Origin of the sequence: Streptomyces sp. NBC_01341, assembly GCF_035946055.1 — a bacterium.
In the GTDB taxonomy this organism is placed as follows: Bacteria; Actinomycetota; Actinomycetes; order Streptomycetales; family Streptomycetaceae; genus Streptomyces.
Window position 1 is genome coordinate 1,038,671 of record NZ_CP108364.1, and the last position, 17,304, is coordinate 1,055,974.

Sequence of the window (17,304 nt, forward strand, 5' to 3'; positions counted from 1 at the left end):
GTCATCCGGCGAGCGGTACGGCCAGGCTGTGCAGATAGCGCATCAGGGTCATCAGCACGTCCCGGCTGGAGGTGCGCAGCCGGGCGTCGCAGTCGATCATCGGTACTTCTTCGGGCAGGTCGAGGGCGTTGCGCAGGGCCTCGACCGGGTGGTGCGGCGCGCCGGGGAAGGTGTTGACCGCGACGACGAACGGCACGCCGCGCTCCTCCAGCCTGCCGATGACGTCGAAACTGGTCTGGAGCCGCCGGGTGTCGATGAGGACGACGGCTCCGAGAGCACCCTCGAACAGTCCGTTCCAGAGGAACCAGAAGCGCTCCTGGCCGGGGGTTCCGAACAGGTAGAGGATCAGTTCCTCGCTGAGGCTGATCCGGCCGAAGTCCATGGCGACGGTGGTCGCGGTCTTGGCCTCCACGCCCTTGTTGTCGTCCACGCCGACACCGGCCTGGGTCATGGTCTCTTCGGTCGTCAGCGGACGGATCTCGCTGACCGAGCCGACCATGGTCGTCTTGCCGACCCCGAACCCGCCCACGACGACGACCTTCACCGCGGCCGTGGCCGTGCTCGGGAGGACGTCCTCGCCGCGAGGGCCCGGAACCGTGTCAGAGCTTCTGAAGTCCATGCATCACCGCTTCGAGGAGGGACCGGTCGGGGAGTGCGGCGCGGACGATGGGCGCGCGCGACTCGATCAGTTCGGTCGCCAGGAGTTCTGTCAGGAGGGAGGTGACCACGCTGAAGGGGAGGCTCAGGTAGGCCGAGATCTCCGCGACGGACAACGGCGCCCTGCAGAGCCGCAGGATCGCGGCCTGTTCGGGCTGGACCATGGGCGACGGCTCGGCCTGTGCCACCACCATCGTGACGAGGTCGAGTGCGGCGCGCTCACCGTCGGGAGCACCGGTGATCACGTACAGCCGTTCCGGATCGCTCAGCGCCGGGTCGGCCTTCTTGCGTTCTCGGCGGGGAGCACTCATCCGGCCTGCCCGTCATGGCGCGGAGGGCTCGTCAGATGCGCACCGATGCGGACGACCATGTCCCGCATGCGCGCACCCACGAGCCCGGCGTCGACCGTCTCGCCGGCCAGCACCGCGAGGTAGGCCCCGGCTCCCGCGGCCATCAGGTAGAAGAACCCGCCCGTGACCTCGATGACGACGAGCTTCATGAGGCCGTCGCTGTAAGGGATCTCGGTGGCGACGGCCGCTGCCAGGCTCTGCAGCCCGGCACAGGCGGCGGCGAGACGGTCGGCGACGTCCGGGTCGCCGCCGTGCCGCGCGATGCGCAGTCCGTCGGCGGAGAGCACCACGATCTGGTGGATGCTCGGTACGTCGTCGGCCAGTTCCTTGAGCATCCAGTCCATGTTTCCCCGCTGCTGGATCACTTCTGGTCTCCCTTGTCCCACGCGTCGTCAGATTCTTCGCCGTTGTCGGGCTCCTTGGGCACCCCGTTGACGGCCTGGGTGAAGGCCTCCAGCCAGAGGCCCGGTGCCGCCGTGCCGCCGCCGTGCCCGTTGCGCGCGGCCGCGGGCTCGGGGGCCGCCGATGCGGACTGCTGCGGAAGGTTGTGCGAGCCGAGCGGTGCGCGGCCGCGGCTGCGGCGCTGCGGAAGTCCGCCGGCGGTCCACTCCGTCACCACGATCTCGTCGTCGCCCATGGCGGCGGCCGCGGGTGCGGGCCGCGCCGTGGAGGCCGAGGGCGCCGGGGCGGCGGGGACGGCCACCGAGGGGACGGGGCCGGTCGCCGAGGGACGGGGCGCCTTGTGCTTGCCCCGCGGAGGCACGACATGCTGCATCTGCGACATGTCGAGGGAGCTCTGGGGCCGCGAGGTGGCACCGATGCCGTGGGCGATGCCGGGAGCGGGACCGGTGGTGATCATGTCGCGCGGCACGATGAGCACCGCTCGGACCCCGCCGTACGCGGACTGCCGCAGGGAGACCTGGAGTTGGTACATGCGGGACAGCCGGCCGACCACGGCCATGCCGAGCCGCGGGGACTCCCCCAGGTCGTTCATGTTGATGCCGGCCTGGGCCTGGGCGAGCATGTTCTCGGCCCGCGCCCTGGCCTCCTCGCTGAGGCTGACGCCGCCGTCCTCGATCTCGATCGCGATGCCCGTCTGCACCTCGACCGCGGTGACGTGCACCCGGGTCTGGGGAGGCGAGTAGCGGGTCGCGTTGTCGAGGAGCTCCGCGCAGGCGTGGATGAGCGGCTCGACCGCGGTGCCGACGATGGCGACCTTGGCGATCGAGTGCAGATCGACGCGCTGGTACTCCAGGATCCGCGACATCGCGCCGCGCAGCACGCTGAACAGCGGTACCGCCTTGGGCCATTGACGGCTGGGGCGGGCACCTCCGAGCACGGCGATGGAGTCGGCGAGGCGGCCGATCAGCGCGGTGCCGTGGTCGATGCGGAGCAGGTCGTCGAAGACCTCGGGGTTGCGCCCGTGGTGGTCCTCCATCTCCCGGAGTTCACTGGCCTGCCGGTGGACGATGGCCTGGACCCGGCGGGCGACACTGACGAAGGCGCGCTGCGCTGAGTCACGCATCGCCTCCTCGTTGTCGATGATGTCGAGGACCTGGAGGACCAGGGCGCGCTGCGCCGCGGGGAGGCTGCGGTAGGACGCGTCGGCGTCGACGACGTCGCGCATCACCTCCTGCGGCGAGTTGCTCGCACGCAGCCGGCGGATCGCGGCGGGCAGGAGCTCCTTGGTGAGCCGGACGGTCTCCTGGTCGTACGAGGCGATGCGGTGCTCCAGGAGCGCGATGCGCTGTTCGTACTCGGCACGCTGTACGCGCATCGCGCGGCGCCGGCGGTTGAGCACGACGGTGAGCGCGGCGACCACGACAGTGGCGATCGCCCCGCACCAGACGACTGCCGCCCGCACGCCTCCGGTGACCGGCACCGCGCCGGCCGCCGTGGCTCCGGCCATCAGCACGACGGGCGGCAGCGCGGCACGGATTGCGGGGACGTCTCTGTTGGTCGGCGGTGATTCAACACGGACCATCTAAACCCTCTGGCGGTTGATTCGGGAAGGTATTCGGGAGATCCAGCACGTGTACTGACAGGTGTGAACAAGTGCTCGGATTCGTAACAACTCGACTTCACTGCGCGTGAGCCTAGCCAGATCAGAACAGTGCTTCGGCACATTCACCCAACCCCCTGCGCGAGCACGCGGGCAGTAATACACTCACCAGTTTTGTACTCAGCGCCGCCGTGCATGCGCGAGGAGTGACGCCGGAGTCGAATCGGGCGAAAACAGACAGGGATGTCCTGCAGAGCGGGACGGATATAACCCGGGGCTGTCGAACCGAACAGGTCGATTTGCGCAAAAATCCGCCGCTAGGCCGCGTCTTGCAGCGACCTTCGCGAGCGTATGCGAATCTTTTTGTACCGCAGGGCAGGACAAGCGCACAGGTGCGCGAACCACTCCGAAAGGAGCGGACTCCTGAGCGACGGACATGTGTACGGACAGAACGCCGCCGTGGGCCGTGTGCGTGCCATCGGCGTACCGGAGCCGGCCCCGCGCCGCCACGCCGGTCTCAAGGTCGTGACCGTCAGTGAAGCCGACCCGGCGGCCGGACCTCCTCAGCCCGCCCGGGGGCGGTCCGGGGCATCAGCGGCGGCCGCCCCCGAGACGCCCCTCCAACTGCACCAGGAGCGCACCGAGCTGTCCGCTGAGCGCGCCGCGGGCAGCCTCGTCCAGACCGGAGAGCACCGACCGCTCGTAGGCCAGCTGTTCGGGCAGCAACCGGTCGACCAGCTCACGTCCGGCCCCGGTCAGTCCGACGTGGGCGACCCGCCGGTCCCTGGCGTCGCTGCGGCGGGCGATCAGCCCGGCGTCCTGCAGTACCCGCAGACGCTTGGTGACAGCGGCGCCCGACGAGAAGGTCTCGCGGGCCAGTTCGCCGGGGGTGAGTTCGCGGCCGGTACGGCGCATGGCTCCGAGGAGATCGAATTCGGCCCGGTTGAGTCCGGCGGCGCGCAGCGGGGCGTCCTCCGCCTGCTGGAGCAGGGCCGCGCACCGGTTGATGCGGCCGATGAGCTCCATCGGCCCGGTGTCCAGCGCGGGGTCGACGGCCTGCCACTGCCGTACCACCGAGGCCACGATGTCGTCGGTCACACCACTCCGTCCGCCCGAACCAGGGTGATGAGCCCCTGCCGTTGTGCTGTCGCCGCGAGCGTACGGTGTCCCGCCTGCTCGGCGGCGAGCAGCTCTTCCTCCGGCAGGGCGCGCTGCCACCATTCACCCGATGCGACGTCACGGGCGTCGCGCAGTTCGACCAGGGCGGAGGTCAGTTCCCGGCGGGCCGTGGCGAGCGCCGGGGCACCGGCCGAGGGGTCGGCGACGGTCCGCTCCGCGCCGAGCCGGGCCTCCTCGGCGGCCGCGAGCGCCTTTTCCACGCGGCCGGCCGCCCTGCGGTTGGTGACGGCGACGGCGGCCGACAGTCCGGCCACCACGCCCACCACGGTGTCCAGAACCCGGTCGGCGACGAGCCCTCCGGCCGGGGCGGACCCGCCGAACTCCAGGACGAGCAGGGCCATCGGCGTCACGGCGACGGAGCCGAGCCAGTAGTTCCGGGTGATCAGGGCCTCGGCGGCGAAGTTGAAGGACAGGACGCACAGGACCAGGACGAGCGGGCTGATCCTCGCCAGGGGGATCACGGCCGCGAACACCAGGACGCCGAGGAGGTTGCCGACGGTCCGCTGCAGGCCTCTGCTCCAGGAGAGGGAGAGGTTGGGCTGGTAGACCGAGGCGGCGGTCACGATCGCCCAGTAGGGGTGCCCGACCCCCAGCGCCCAGGAGGCGTAGCCGGCCAGCGCGCAGCCGACGAGGGTACGGAAGGCGACCGGCAGGACCGGGGAGCCCGGGGCGAGTGCGCGCCACAGCCTCTGCCGGGCCTCCCGCCGTCCGCGTCGCATCCGCTGCCCGGCACGCTCGGCGTCGGCGCCGAAGAGCTGCTCGACGGTCCCGGACGCGGCCGGCGGCTCGGGGACGGGACCGCGGCCCCGCGTCGCCTTCGCCCATCGGCGGAGCTCGTCGGGACGGGCATCGTCGGCCGGGGGTGCGGCGAGGGCCCGCTCGGCGTGGACCACGAGCCGTTCGAGCGCCTGGCGCACGGGGGTGGGCCGCCCTGCGGCGAGCAGTGCCTGCCAGGCGCCCTGAACCGCTGCGGCTGCGGCGTGCCGGGTCCGGGTGCCGGGTGCGGCCGCGTACGCGGCCGCGGCGTCGAGCGCGCGGGCGGTGGCGAGACGCTCGGGTCCCTCCCTGTGCCACAGCGCCGGTCCGGCGGTGACGAGCCAGGCGAAGGCACCGGCGGCCAGCATGAGCGCGAGGTGCCCGGGTACCCGGCCGGTCTCCTGCGGTGCGAAGAGCGCGGCCGAGGTGACGAAGGCGAAGATCACGTTGCCTGGCGGCCCGATGCGCGTGGCGTCGCAGAAGGTCTTCTGCACGGCGGCGAGCAGCGCGCCGACGGCGATCAGCACGGCGGTGGAGCTGATGAGTGACCCGGCCACCAGGGAGACCGCGAGGCCGGCGGCCATCCCGAGTACCACCCGGACGACGGTGTGGGCCCGGCGCGCGTACGGCAGGTGGTGTCCGTAGAGCGCGCAGAGCGATCCGGCCATCGTGTACATGACCAGGTCGAGACGGCCGAGGGAGTACAGCACCAGATTCGGCACCGCGGAGGCGATGACCACGCTCAGCGCGGGCTTGTACCAGATCTCCGCGGGCCTGTTCAGCCGCAGGGCCCCGATGACCGGCAGGCTGCGGACGGACGGCTTCCGCGATCGTACGGCTGTATCACTCATCTATTTAATTTAGCAGGTGTTACACCTGTAAAAGATATGGCTGCGCGAGGCCGCCGACCCCATCCGTCGGGACGGGTTCGCTTCGGACGGCCCGCGGGACGCGCGCGGAGAATCCAGTGGCGGCACGCCCGCGTCCCGTCGGGCCGGGCCGGTCAGCCGAAGCCGCGGGCGTCCTGCTTGAGTGCGGTGTCCACGGTCAGGGCCGTCGCCACGACGAGACTGAGCAGCGGCTCGGAGAGCTGGTAGTGGATCTGCAGGACGTAGTTGTCGGCCGTCGTGAACATCGTCTTCGCCAGGCCCTCCCACGTCTTGGTGATCCGGGCGATCTCGGCGTCGTTGTGGTCGACGATGGCGAAGTTCCAGGCGCGCCAGTTCTCGGCCTTGATCGCCCCGACCTTGCGGCCGTCGGCCATGATGGCGAAGTTGATCTTACCGATGGCGTTCTGCTGGACGATCTCGCCGACGGGCTGCCCGTCGGGGCGCTGCACCAGGACCCGGGACTTGATGAACTTCGCCGGGCGCGTGAGGAGCAACTGCGGCTGCCCGTGGGCATCGCGGATCTCCAGGCGGTGCGTGAGGTACTGGTCGATGCTGGAGACGAACCTGAGCACCTTGCGCAGGGCGCTCTGGCCCACCTGGACGACGGAACCGACCGTGTTGCCCTGCTGGTCGAAGACGCGGTACTCGTTGGTGACCTCGATCAGCTTGGCCTTCTGGTTCACGACCAGGACCTGCTGATCGAACAGCGAGCCGCCGGGCGCCGCCTGCTGCGATGCACCTTGCTGCGGGGCGTACTGCTGCTGGGCCTGCTGGGCCTGCTGGGGTGCGAACTGCTGGGCCGGGGCCTGCTGCTGCGGCACCGCGGCCTGAGTCGCGGCGGGCGCCGGGGCGGCCTGCCCCTCGGCCGGGTGCGTGTGCTCGGTCCACCGGGAGCCGTCCCAGTAGCGCAGCAACTGGGGTGCGCCATGAGGATCCGGATGCCAGCCCGCAGGTACGTTCGATTGCGTCGTCACCGGGGCACAGTATCCTGCCAAGCTGTGGGCCGGAGTCTTTGAAGATTCACACACCATTACGATGGCGGCGATGACCAGAGCGAGTGGGTGGGCGGACCGGTGGCGGGGCACGAACAGCCCGCCCGTCGCCGTGGGCTGGGTACTCGCGCTCCTGGCCGTGCTCCTCTGCTGCTCCACCTCCGCGACGGCGGCGCCCCGCGCCGAGGCCCCTTCGGCGACCGCGGTCCGGGCCTTCACCCCGGTGCAGGCGGCCGTCGTGTCGGTCGTCGTGGCCGATGCCCCCGGTGAGCGGGGGATCGGGAGTTCCTGTCACGGCGCCACGGACCATTCGACGGCGGTCGTGCTGCCCGGGCATCCCGCCCCCGTCGCTCCGCCCTGCCCCTCGGCAGCACCCGGGGCCGGCCCGTTCTCCGGCACCGGGACGATCCGGGGCCCCTCCCACGACGGCACGGGCGCCGTCGATCGTCTGCGTCTGCAGATCCAGCGGATCTAGAGCCCGGACCCGCCGCCTCCGTCGCCCACGCGCCGGGGCGTCCCTCCGCACGCCCTGTATCCCCGCGGGCGCACGCCCGCGATCCGCTGAACCCGAGGACCTGACATGGCTTCCGCCAAGAACCAGAACAGCCCTGCCGCCGCGCGCCGGGCCAAGCTCGACGAGGCCCGCCGCAAGGAGCGGGCCCGCGAGCGCCGCAGCCGCGTCATCACCATCACCGCCGCGGTCGTCGTGGTCGCCGGCCTCGTCGCAGGGGGCGGTTACCTGATGTCCGAGGCCGACGAGCAGGACAAGGCCGAGACGCAGGCCAAGACCTCACCGGTCACCGGCGAACGCTCCTGGGACAAGCTGACCCAGAACCACGTGCAGAAGCCCGTCGACTACCCGATGAACCCGCCCGTCGGCGGTGACCACAACCCGGTCTGGATGAACTGCGACGCCGACGTCTACACGGAGGCGATACCGAAGGAGAACGCCGTCCACTCCTTGGAGCACGGCGCCGTCTGGGTCACCTACAACGACAAGGCGCAGGACGCCGACGTCAAGGCCCTGGCCGAGCGGGTCGCCAAGACGCCGTACTCCCTCATGAGCCCCGTGACCGACCAGAAGGACCCCCTGATCCTCAGCGCCTGGGGCAAGCAGGTCACGGTCAAGAGCGCCACGGACGCACGGGTCGCCCAGTTCTTCACCAAGTACGTCCAGGGCGCGCAGACCCCGGAGCCGGGCGCCGCCTGCTCCGGCGGGGTGGCCAAGTGACCTCGGCGGCGCGCGCTCCCCGTTCACTGGTGTGGGCGGGGGCCGTGGTGTTCGTGGTGGCCGTTGGACTGGTGCTGCTGATGGTCGTACGGCCCTCCGCGGCCTCGCCCTCCGGTGCCGGGACCACCCGAGTATCCGCCGGTGCGCCCGCGGAGAGTTCGGCCGACGTGGGGTTCGCGCGGGACATGTCGGTGCACCACCAGCAGGCGGTGGAGATGGCGTTCATCGTCCGGGACCGCACCGACGACGAGGACGTGAGGCGCCTCGCCTACGACATCATCAACACGCAGGCCAACCAGCGGGGCATGATGCTGGGCTGGCTGGATGCCTGGGACATGCCCAAGAGCTCGGAGGGTCCGCCCATGGAGTGGATGGGCCACCCCGCCACCGCGACGGACGGGGCCCTCATGCCGGGCATGGCGACCGATGCCCAGCTCGACCGGCTGCGGGCGGCGGAGGGCAGGGCGGCCGAGGTGCTGTTCCTGCACCTGATGACCGTCCACCACCGCGCGGGCGCCGACATGGCCCGCGCCGCGGCAGCTTCGGCGTCCACGGACGAGATCAGGGAACTGGCCGCCGGTATGGCCCGTGCCCAGGAGTCGGAGATCGCGCTCATGGCGGACATGCTCGAGGCCCGGGGCGCGAACCCCTGAGCCGCGGCGGCACGGGACCGGGCGGGGACGGTGGCGTCAGTCACCGGGTCCGCCCGGTCTCCGGCCACCGCCCGGTCTCCGGCCCCGTCCGGAGGCGGGGCGGACCTCTCCGCACTCCGCACCACCGCGAATTCACCTGCCGCCCGCGCCGTTCTCATGAACGCGACACCCGGAGACCGCCGCCTCGCCCGACACTTCCTGACGAGTCATGGACATGTCCCTCTCACGACAGGAAGCATCCGTGCGGATACAGCGCTCCTCCCGCCTGGCGGCCACCGCTCTCCTCGGTACGGCACTCATCACCCTCGTCCCGCTGTCCCCCGCACACGCGCGGTCCCTGCCGGCCGTCGGCGCGAAGGCGGAAACGGCCGCACTGTACGACGACGAGCAGGGCGGCAACGCCAACGCGGACGACCCCGCGATCTGGCGCGACGACGCCAACCCCGGGCGCAGCCTGGTCATCGCCACCGCCAAGGAGGGCGGCCTGCGCGTCTACGGTCTGGACGCCTCCCTGGTGCAGTCCGTCCCGGCTCCGCGGCCCCCGGCGAAGGAGAACGCACCCGGCCGGTTCAACAACGTCGACCTCGTCACGGGGCTGCGTACCCCGTCGGGCCGCGCTGACGTCGCCGTGGTGAGCGACCGGGGCAACGACCGCCTGCGCGTCTACCGCATCGACCCCTCCCGGCCCGGAGGGCCGCTGAAGGACGTGACCGATCCGGCCGCGGCCCCCGTCTTCTCGGCGGACCAGGACGAGATCGACGAGCAGCGGACCGCATACGGCCTGGCCACCTGGCAGGACCGGGCGAGCGGGCGTTCGTACGCCCTGGTGAGCAGGCGCAACAGCACCGATCTGGCGCTGCTGGAGCTGAGGCCGACCGCTGCGGGCACGGTGGGCTACCGCCCGGTGCGGACCCTGTCGCTCCCCTCCGCCTTCCGGCTCCCCGACGGCACCTCGTGGACGCCGTGCGGCGAGCCCGGCGAACTGCCGCAGGTCGAGGGCATGGTCGTCGACCCGGACAACGGCACGCTCTACGCCGGTCAGGAGGACGTCGGGATCTGGCGCCTGCCGGCCGCGCTGAACGGCCGCCCGGTCCTGATGGACAAGGTCCGGGAGTACGGCGTCCCCGGCACCTACGACCCGGTGACCGAGGAGTGCACCGCCGGGACCGACCCCGGATTCGGCGGCAGGCACCTCGCGGCGGACGTGGAGGGCCTGACCCTGTTCCGGGAGCCCGGCGGCGACGGCCACCTGATGGCGTCCGGTCAGGGCGACGACAGTTTCGCCCTGTACGACCGGAAGATCTCCGGGCGCAACGCGTACGAGGGCGGCTTCCGGATCACCGCCGTGTCGGCCGACCTGGACGGCAGTGAGGAGTGCGACGGGGCTGCCGCGCTCGCCGAGCCGCTGGGCTCGCGCTACCCGCACGGCCTGCTGGTGGTCCAGGACGGCCACGAGACCTCCGCGGCGGGCGGCGAGGGGGGCCGCGAGGCGACCGGCTTCAAGTTCGTCGACCTGGGGACGCTGGCGGACGCGACGGGGAGGTGACGGCCCGTACCGCGGCCCCCGCGGGCAGGGGCATCACATAGGCTCGTCGACGATATGAAGAGCTACCTCACACCCCTGGGGTCCAAGGCCGACAAGGACACCGTGCGCCGGCACAACCTGAGCCTCGTGCTGCGCGCCGTACGGGACGAGGGCGAGGCCGGCGAGGCCACCAGGGCGGGAGTCTCGGCCCGGGTCGGACTCACTCGCGCCGCCGTGTCGTCCCTGGTCGAGCAGTTGCTCGACAGCGGGTTCGTCACGGAGTCGGGCAAGACGTTCAGCGGGCAGGCGGGCAGGCCGGGCACGGCGCTGAAGGTGGCGCGCACCGGGCCCGCCGGGCTCGGCGTGGAGATCAACATCGACTACGTCTCTGTGTGCGTCGTGGATCTCGCCGGCACCGGCCGGGTCCGGCAGACCGAGCACCTGGACAACCGCGGGGCTCCGCCCGGCGAGGTGCTGGCCAGGGCCGCACGGATCGCCGCCCGCACGCTGGATTCGGCGCGGGAGCAGGACCTGTACCCGGTCGGCGCGGCTCTCGCGCTGCCCGGACTCGTGTCGGGCGGCTCCGTGCGGCAGGCTCCGAACCTGGGCTGGAACGAGGTCGCCGCGGAGGTCCTGTTCGCCGAGGCACTCGCCGCCCTGCGGCCCGGGTCCGGGCCGCTGCCGGTGCGCTCGGAGAACGAGGCGAACCTGGCGGCGCTGGCCGAGCTGTGGTTCGGCGGGCTCGACCAGGTCCGCAGTTTCCTGTACCTCACGGGTGAGATCGGCGTCGGCGGCGCCCTGGTGATCGACGGCGAACTGCTGCGCGGTGCGCACGGCTTCGCCGGGGAGATCGGACATGTGGTGGTGGATCCGGCCGGTCCGGAGTGCCGGTGCGGTTCGCGCGGCTGCCTTGAGCAGTACGCCGGCCAGTCGGCCCTGTTGCGGTCGGCCGGCATCGACGAGGCGGGCGGCGGTGCCGCCGGTGTGAGGGAACTGGAAGGGCGCGCGCGGGCCGGCGATCCGCGGGCGCTCGCCGCCGTGGCCGACGCGGGACGGATGCTGGGACAGGTGCTGTCCGGGGCGGTGAACCTCTTCGACCCGGACGCGGTGGTGCTGGGCGGGATATACCGCTGCCTGATGCCGTGGCTGTCGCCGCCCGCCGCGGAGGAGCTGACGGGCCGTGTGGTGTCCGGCCTCTGGTCGCGCGACGGCGGCCGGCTGCGCGCGTCGTCCGTCGCGGGCGACGCGGCGCGGGGCGCGGCGGCGCTGGTGGTGCAGGACGTGCTGGCCGACCCGGTGGCGTACGCCCCGCCGACGGGGACCGACGCCTGACGGGCTCCGCGTGCCTCGCTCCCGGGGTGTCCGGCGGTGGGACCGTCGGACAGCCCGGGAGGCGGGTGGTTCAGCGGAGGCCGAGGAGGTGTTCCATGGCGAGTTGGTCGAGGGCTTCGAAGGCCATGGTGCGTTCGGCGACGGTGGTGGCGTCGAAGTCTTCGTAGGCGGTGCGGTCGGCGAGGAGGGCTTTGAGGCCGTCGTCGGCGGTGGGGCGGGCGAGTTCGTGCAGGCGGGAGGCGGTGAGGGCTTCCTGGACGGCGGGGTCGGCGCGGAAGGCGGTGGCGCGTTCCTTGAGGATGAGGTAGTTGCGCATGCAGTTCTTCGCGGATTCCCAGACGCCGTCGATGCCGTCGGTGCGTACGGGCTTGAAGTCGAAGTGGCGGGGGCCGGCGTAGTCGGAGGTTTCCAGGAGGTCGACGAGCCAGAAGGCCTGGCGCAGGTCGCCGGCGCCGAAGCGGAAGTCCTGGTCGTACTTGATGCCGGACTGTCCGTTGAGGTCGATGTGGAAGAGCTTGCCGGCCCACAGGGCCTGGGCGATGCCGTGGGGGAAGTTGAGTCCGGCCATCTGCTCGTGTCCGGTCTCGGGGTTCACGCCGACCATCTCGGGCCGTTCGAGGCGTTCGATGAAGGCGAGGGCGTGGCCGATGGTGGGCAGGAGGATGTCGCCGCGGGGCTCGTTGGGCTTGGGCTCGATGGCGAAGCGCAGGTCGTAGCCCTGTTCGGTGACGTAGTCGCCCAGGAGGTCGAAGGCTTCCTTCATGCGGTCCAGGGCGACGCGGATGTCCTTGGCGGCGCCGGACTCGGCGCCCTCGCGTCCGCCCCAGGCGACGTAGGTGGTGGCGCCGAGTTCGACGGCGAGGTCGATGTTGCGGATGACCTTGCGCAGGGCGAAGCGGCGGACGTCGCGGTCGTTGGAGGTGAAGCCGCCGTCCTTGAACACCGGGTGGGTGAACAGGTTGGTGGTGGCCATCGGGACCTTCAGCCCGGTGCGGTCCAGGGCGTCCTTGAACCGGCCGATCAGGCGGGCCCGCTCGCTCTCGGTGGACCCGAAGGGGATCAGGTCGTCGTCGTGGAAGGTGACTCCGTGCGCACCGAGCTCGGCCAGCCGCTCCACCGACTCGACCGGGTCCAGTGCGGGACGGGTCGGCTCACCGAACGGGTCGTTGCCACGCCAGCCCACGGTCCAGAGACCGAAGGTGAACCTGTCCGCAGGAGTGGGAGTGAAGCGTTCCGTCATCGTCTGTCCGCCTTCGTCTGACTGCGGTCCGGGACCGTCGCCTTCACCCGGGCCTATTTGTTCACTGACATGATTAATTATGCACGCGGCACGGGATGGACGTAACCCCCCGGACGACGAAACGAGTGACGCCCCTGTTCGGCGCGACGTCGATCACGTAATTTGTTTGTCGCACTCCCAAAATCGTCACCACCGGAAGAACCGCACGAGAAGAGGTAGGCCATGCCGCCGCGTACCGTCGTCATCGGCGTGGACAGCTCCACCCAGTCCACGAAGGCCGCAGTCACCGACACCGAGACGGGTGAGCTGCTCGCCGTCGGCCGCGCGCCGCATGTGGTCACGGGCGAGGGCGGGGCGCGCGAGAGCGACCCCGAGATCTGGTGGCGCGCGCTGTGCGACGCCGTCGCGGCCGGGCTCAAGGAGTCGGGGATCTCCCCGTCCTCCGTCGTCGGCATCGGTGTCGCCGGCCAGCAGCACGGCCTGGTCGTCCTCGACCGGTCCGGCCGCCCGCTGCGCCCCGCACTCCTGTGGAACGACACCCGTTCCGCCCCGCAGGCGGCGGCGCTCGTGGCCGAGCTGGGCGGGCCCGACGCCTGGACCGCGCGCACGGGAACCGTGCCCGTCGCGTCCATGACGGCCACGAAGTGGCGGTGGCTGCGCGAGAACGACCCGGCCAGCGCCGACGCCGCGGCCGGCATCCGGCTGCCGCACGACTTCCTCACCGAGCGGCTGTCGGGCACGGCCGCGACGGACCCCGGCGACGCGTCCGGCACCTGCTGGTACTCGACCGCTTCCGGGGCGTACGACCCCGAGCTCCTGGAACTCCTGGGACTGGACGCCTCGATGCTGCCGGAGGTCGCCGCGGGAGGCGGGACCCGGATCGGCTCGCTGTCCGCGTCCGCCGCGGAAGCGCTCGGCCTGCCCGCCGGGATCGCGGTCGCGGCCGGCACCGGGGACAACATGAGCGCCGCCGTCGGCCTCGGCCTCGGCGGAGCCGGACTGCTGGACCACCCCGTCCTCAGCCTCGGCACCTCGGGGACGGTGTTCGCCGCCTCCCGGGCCCGGCCCGCATCCGCGGCCCTCTCCGGATTCGCGGCCGCCGACGGTACGTATCTCCCGCTCGCCTGCACCCTCAACTGCACCCTGGCCGTCGACAAGGTGGCCACCCTCCTCGGCCTGCACCGCGACGACGCGGCACCCGGCGGCGAGGCCGTCCTCCTGCCGTACCTGGACGGCGAGCGCACCCCTGATCTGCCCACCTCGTCGGGCCTCCTCACCGGGCTCCGGCACGACACCACGCCCCAGCAGCTGCTGGGCGCCGCGTACGAGGGCGCGGCCTTCACCGTGCTGCGGGCGCTGGACGAGCTGCTGCGGGCGTGCGGTCTGGACCCGGCCGACCCCGAGGTGGCCGGCAGGCCGCTGCGGCTGATCGGAGGCGGCGCCCAGGGCCGCACCTGGGTGGAGACGGTGCGCCGGCTCTCCGGCCGGCCGCTGATCGTGCCCGGCAGCGGGGAACTGGTCGCCCTCGGTGCCGCGGCCCTGGCAGCGTCCGCGGCAGGCGGCGGCGATCCGGTCGCCATCGCGACCCGGTGGAACACGGGGGCCGACAGCACCGACGCCGGACTCCCGCCGCTGGAGCGGGACACGGAGACGTGGGAGCGCGTCGGCTCGGTACTCGACAGGGCGGCGGGTTCCCTGCTCGGCGGATAGGGGACTGCCCCGAAATCGCGCCCGGCGGACCGGTTTTGGGGATGACCGCGGATCTTCAATAGGATCCGGCGATGATCATAAGAAAACGGCTGACGGCCGGGGTGTGCGTTCTGCTCGCCACCCTGGCCGCCGGGCTCGGCACCGCCCTCCCGGCCGCCGCCGACGAACCCCCCACCGCCGCATCGCCGAAGGTCGAGCTGGTCCTCGACGTCAGCGGGTCCATGCGCACCCGTGACATGGACGGAGAGTCCCGGATATCCGCCGCCAAGCAGGCGTTCAACGACGTCCTGGACGCGGTGCCCGAGGAGGTCGAGCTGGGCATCCGTACGCTCGGCGCCGACTACCCGGGTGACGACCGCAAGGTGGGCTGCAAGGACACCAAGCAGCTCTACCCGGTCGGGCCGCTGGACCGCACGGAGGCCAAGACCGCCGTCGCCACCCTGGCGCCGACGGGCTGGACCCCGATCGGCCCCGCGCTGCTCGGTGCCGCCGACGACCTCGAGGGCGGTGACTCCACCCGGAGGATCGTCCTGATCACGGACGGCGAGGACACCTGCGGTCCGCTCGACCCCTGCGAGGTCGCCCGCGACATCGCCGCCCGCGGGATCCACCTGGTCATCGACACACTGGGCCTGGTGCCCAACGCCAAGATCCGCCAGCAGCTGACCTGCATCGCCGAGGCCACGGGCGGCACGTACACGGCGGTCCAGAACACCGACGAACTCTCGGGCAGGGTGACCCAGCTGGTCGACCGGGCCGCCGAGCCCGTCGTCACCCCGGTGGCCACCGAGGGCGCGGCCAGTTGTTCCGCGGCCCCCGAGCTGAAGGCCGGTCTCTACACCGACCGCCAGGAGATCGGCAAGCACCGCTGGTACCGGGTGGATGTGGCGCCGGGTCAGGAACTGCGTGCCTCCGTCAGTGTGGCCGCGGACCGCGCGGTCGCCGACGACTACGGCGTACTCCTGCGCGCGGTGACCAGGCACGGGCGCGAGATCGTCCGTGGCTCGGAGTCCGGCACCGGACGTACGGACATGATCTCGTCCGGCCTGCGCTACCCGAAGGCCGAGGAGGACGACACGGAGGAGGGCACCGCCCCCGCACCCGAGACCGTGTGTCTCCAGCTCAGCAATTCCTTCTCCGCGGCCCCGTCCGTGAAGACGACCCCCGGCATGCCCGTCGAGCTGACCATCGACCTGGTGGACGCACCCGACGAGGCCGCCGACACCGCGGCCTTCGGCCTCGGGCGGGGCTGGTGGCTCCTGGGGGTCATGGTCCTGACCGGGTTGATCGCCGGTCTGCTGACCGGCTGGATCTCGCGCTGGCGCGTCGCCGTATGGAGGACCAACTGATGCGTACCACCCGTAGAAACACGCTCGGGCGCGATTGCGTGGGCGTCCTGCTCGCGGGAGTCGCGCTGCTCACCTCGGGCGGGACCGCCGTCGCCGACGACCCGTCGGCGAGCGCGAGCCCGGCCGAAGGCGAGGCCGCGGGGCCGACCGAGGCGGGCACCACCTTCCGCACGGCGACGGCGATCCAGCAGGGCACGAAGGCCACGGCGGACGCCTCCACGGGCGACTACCTGTACTGGGCCTTCCCCGCCGACGCGGGCCAACGGGCCACGGTGCGGGCGAAGGTGAGCCTCCCGGAGAGCGCCACCCGGCACGGCGCGTCGACCTGGCAGGTGGACGTGTACGACGGGCTCCGCCGCCGGCAGGCCTGCATGTACGGCCATCAGACCAGGAAGGCCGCGCCGGACGCGAGCGCCGTCGAGCTGTCCTGTGTGCTGCGTACCGTGCGGGCGTGGTCCGAGCCGTGGGCGTCGGATCCCCTGCCCGGCACCTACTACATCCGCCTGACGGTGGTCGGCCTGGCCGAGGAGGACCTGGGGCTCCCGGTCCACGTCGAGACCGAGGCCACCTCCGCCGACCAGGGCGGCGCGCACGACGTCGACGGCGCCCTCGCGAAGCCGCTCGTGCCGGGCGCGTCCTCGGCCGACCGGACGTCCGTGTCATCGGATGCGGATGCGCCGCTCGCCGGTGACCCGGAGGACGGCTGGTCCTCCGGCTGGTGGACCGACCGCTGGCTGTGGACCGTGGGCGGAGGCGTACTCGCCGCGCTGGCGGCCGTGTTCGGCTATTCCCTGACCAGGGGCGGCGGCCGCCCCTCCCGGGTTCCGCCGGGCGTCTGACGAGGACCAGCGGGCCGGAGGGCCGCGGGCATCGAGCCTGCGGCCCTCCGGCATGTGACGGCGTGTCCGGCGGCCGGCGAGGCCTCGGCGAGGGGTCACCCTCCGGGGCTGCGGTGTGTACCGCTTTGCGCGTCCGCTGGGCCGAACGGATGAAGGAACGCCTCGTGCGGACGGGGCGGCGGCGAGGCTTGCGCCATGAACGTCACCCCCTTCGCGTACCGCCCGCGCACGACAGCACGCGGCGCGCACACCGCGACCGTGAACCGGGCACGGCCCGCTCGCCCGGGCAGGTCCTGAGCGTGCGCCCCGCGCAGCGGGCCGGCACCCTGCTCGGCATCCATCTGCTCGCCTGCCTCTGCACGGCGTTGCTGATCCCTCCGCCCCCGGCCTCGCCTCCCGGGACCGCCCCGGCCGTGCTGTCCGGCCCCGGGCCCACGACGGCCGAACCCTGGCGAGCCGGGTGGCACCGTTCCCTGCTCACCCGACGGCCGGCCGAGCGGCCCGCGGACCGGCCGCCGGTCAGGCCGGCCGTCGGCGGAGCGCCCGCGTGGACGCACACGTGCCTGCGTGGCGACGAGTCGTCCTGCCCGCAGTCGGCT

16 protein-coding genes are annotated in these 17,304 nt (G+C 72.2%); 8 read left to right on the plus strand and 8 right to left on the minus strand.

Features of this window, described 5'->3' with window-relative positions; genetic code table 11:
- Window position 1 precedes the first annotated feature (1 nt).
- The 7 genes from OG206_RS04665 to OG206_RS04695 all read right to left on the minus strand — a co-directional run bounded on the left by OG206_RS04665 (window position 2) and on the right by OG206_RS04695 (window position 6,808).
- Window positions 2-619 carry a GTP-binding protein gene (locus OG206_RS04665; protein ID WP_327112470.1) on the minus strand — a complete coding sequence of 206 codons (618 nt, stop codon included), beginning with the start codon at window positions 617-619 and terminating at the stop codon, window positions 2-4.
- On the minus strand, window positions 600-968 hold the full coding sequence (locus tag OG206_RS04670; protein ID WP_327112472.1) for a DUF742 domain-containing protein: 369 nt from the start codon (window positions 966-968) through the stop codon (window positions 600-602). The genes OG206_RS04665 and OG206_RS04670 overlap by 20 nt, the downstream gene beginning before the upstream one ends.
- Window positions 965-1,372 (minus strand): roadblock/LC7 domain-containing protein, encoded by a 408-nt coding sequence (locus OG206_RS04675; protein WP_014152870.1) that lies wholly within the window; start codon window positions 1,370-1,372, stop codon window positions 965-967. The genes OG206_RS04670 and OG206_RS04675 overlap by 4 nt, the downstream gene beginning before the upstream one ends.
- Window positions 1,369-2,991 (minus strand): sensor histidine kinase, encoded by a 1,623-nt coding sequence (locus OG206_RS04680; protein WP_327112491.1) that lies wholly within the window; start codon window positions 2,989-2,991, stop codon window positions 1,369-1,371. The genes OG206_RS04675 and OG206_RS04680 overlap by 4 nt, the downstream gene beginning before the upstream one ends.
- A 609-nt stretch (window positions 2,992-3,600) precedes the next feature.
- Window positions 3,601-4,107 carry a MarR family winged helix-turn-helix transcriptional regulator gene (locus tag OG206_RS04685; RefSeq protein ID WP_327112493.1) on the minus strand — a complete coding sequence of 169 codons (507 nt, stop codon included), beginning with the start codon at window positions 4,105-4,107 and terminating at the stop codon, window positions 3,601-3,603.
- Window positions 4,104-5,795, minus strand: coding sequence for an FUSC family protein (locus tag OG206_RS04690; RefSeq protein WP_327112495.1), 1,692 nt, complete (start codon window positions 5,793-5,795; stop codon window positions 4,104-4,106). The genes OG206_RS04685 and OG206_RS04690 overlap by 4 nt, the downstream gene beginning before the upstream one ends.
- 152 nt (window positions 5,796-5,947) lie before the next feature.
- On the minus strand, window positions 5,948-6,808 hold the full coding sequence (locus tag OG206_RS04695; RefSeq protein ID WP_327112497.1) for a phospholipid scramblase-related protein: 861 nt from the start codon (window positions 6,806-6,808) through the stop codon (window positions 5,948-5,950).
- A gap of 70 nt (window positions 6,809-6,878) precedes the next feature.
- Between OG206_RS04695 and OG206_RS04700 the strand changes: the two genes are divergently transcribed.
- From OG206_RS04700 to OG206_RS04720, 5 genes are all read left to right on the plus strand, one after another.
- Window positions 6,879-7,301, plus strand: coding sequence for a hypothetical protein (locus tag OG206_RS04700; protein ID WP_442805800.1), 423 nt, complete (start codon window positions 6,879-6,881; stop codon window positions 7,299-7,301).
- Window positions 7,302-7,406: 105 nt separating this feature from the next.
- Entirely contained in the window at window positions 7,407-8,057 is a 651-nt protein-coding gene (locus OG206_RS04705) for a DUF3105 domain-containing protein (protein ID WP_327112501.1), read from the plus strand.
- A complete protein-coding gene (locus OG206_RS04710; RefSeq protein ID WP_327112503.1) occupies window positions 8,054-8,710 on the plus strand; it encodes a DUF305 domain-containing protein in 657 nt (218 codons plus the stop codon). The genes OG206_RS04705 and OG206_RS04710 overlap by 4 nt, the downstream gene beginning before the upstream one ends.
- Window positions 8,711-8,951: 241 nt before the next feature.
- Window positions 8,952-10,256, plus strand: coding sequence for a phytase (locus OG206_RS04715; protein WP_327112505.1), 1,305 nt, complete (start codon window positions 8,952-8,954; stop codon window positions 10,254-10,256).
- Between the two features lie 54 nt (window positions 10,257-10,310).
- On the plus strand, window positions 10,311-11,567 hold the full coding sequence (locus OG206_RS04720; protein ID WP_327112507.1) for an ROK family protein: 1,257 nt from the start codon (window positions 10,311-10,313) through the stop codon (window positions 11,565-11,567).
- Window positions 11,568-11,637: 70 nt separating this feature from the next.
- On the opposite strand, the gene xylA is transcribed toward OG206_RS04720, so the two are convergent.
- Complete coding sequence (gene xylA, locus OG206_RS04725) at window positions 11,638-12,807, minus strand: xylose isomerase (RefSeq protein WP_327112509.1); 1,170 nt, start codon at window positions 12,805-12,807, stop codon at window positions 11,638-11,640.
- Window positions 12,808-13,029: 222 nt separating this feature from the next.
- Here xylA and xylB point away from each other — a divergent pair, with 222 nt between their 5' ends.
- The 3 genes from xylB to OG206_RS04740 all read left to right on the plus strand — a co-directional run bounded on the left by xylB (window position 13,030) and on the right by OG206_RS04740 (window position 16,705).
- A complete protein-coding gene (gene xylB / locus OG206_RS04730) occupies window positions 13,030-14,517 on the plus strand; it encodes a xylulokinase (RefSeq protein ID WP_327112511.1) in 1,488 nt (495 codons plus the stop codon).
- A gap of 71 nt (window positions 14,518-14,588) precedes the next feature.
- Window positions 14,589-15,866, plus strand: coding sequence for a VWA domain-containing protein (locus OG206_RS04735; protein WP_327112513.1), 1,278 nt, complete (start codon window positions 14,589-14,591; stop codon window positions 15,864-15,866).
- A complete protein-coding gene (locus OG206_RS04740; RefSeq protein WP_327112515.1) occupies window positions 15,866-16,705 on the plus strand; it encodes a hypothetical protein in 840 nt (279 codons plus the stop codon). Before OG206_RS04735 ends, OG206_RS04740 begins: the two co-directional genes overlap by 1 nt.
- Window positions 16,706-17,304 lie beyond the last annotated feature (599 nt).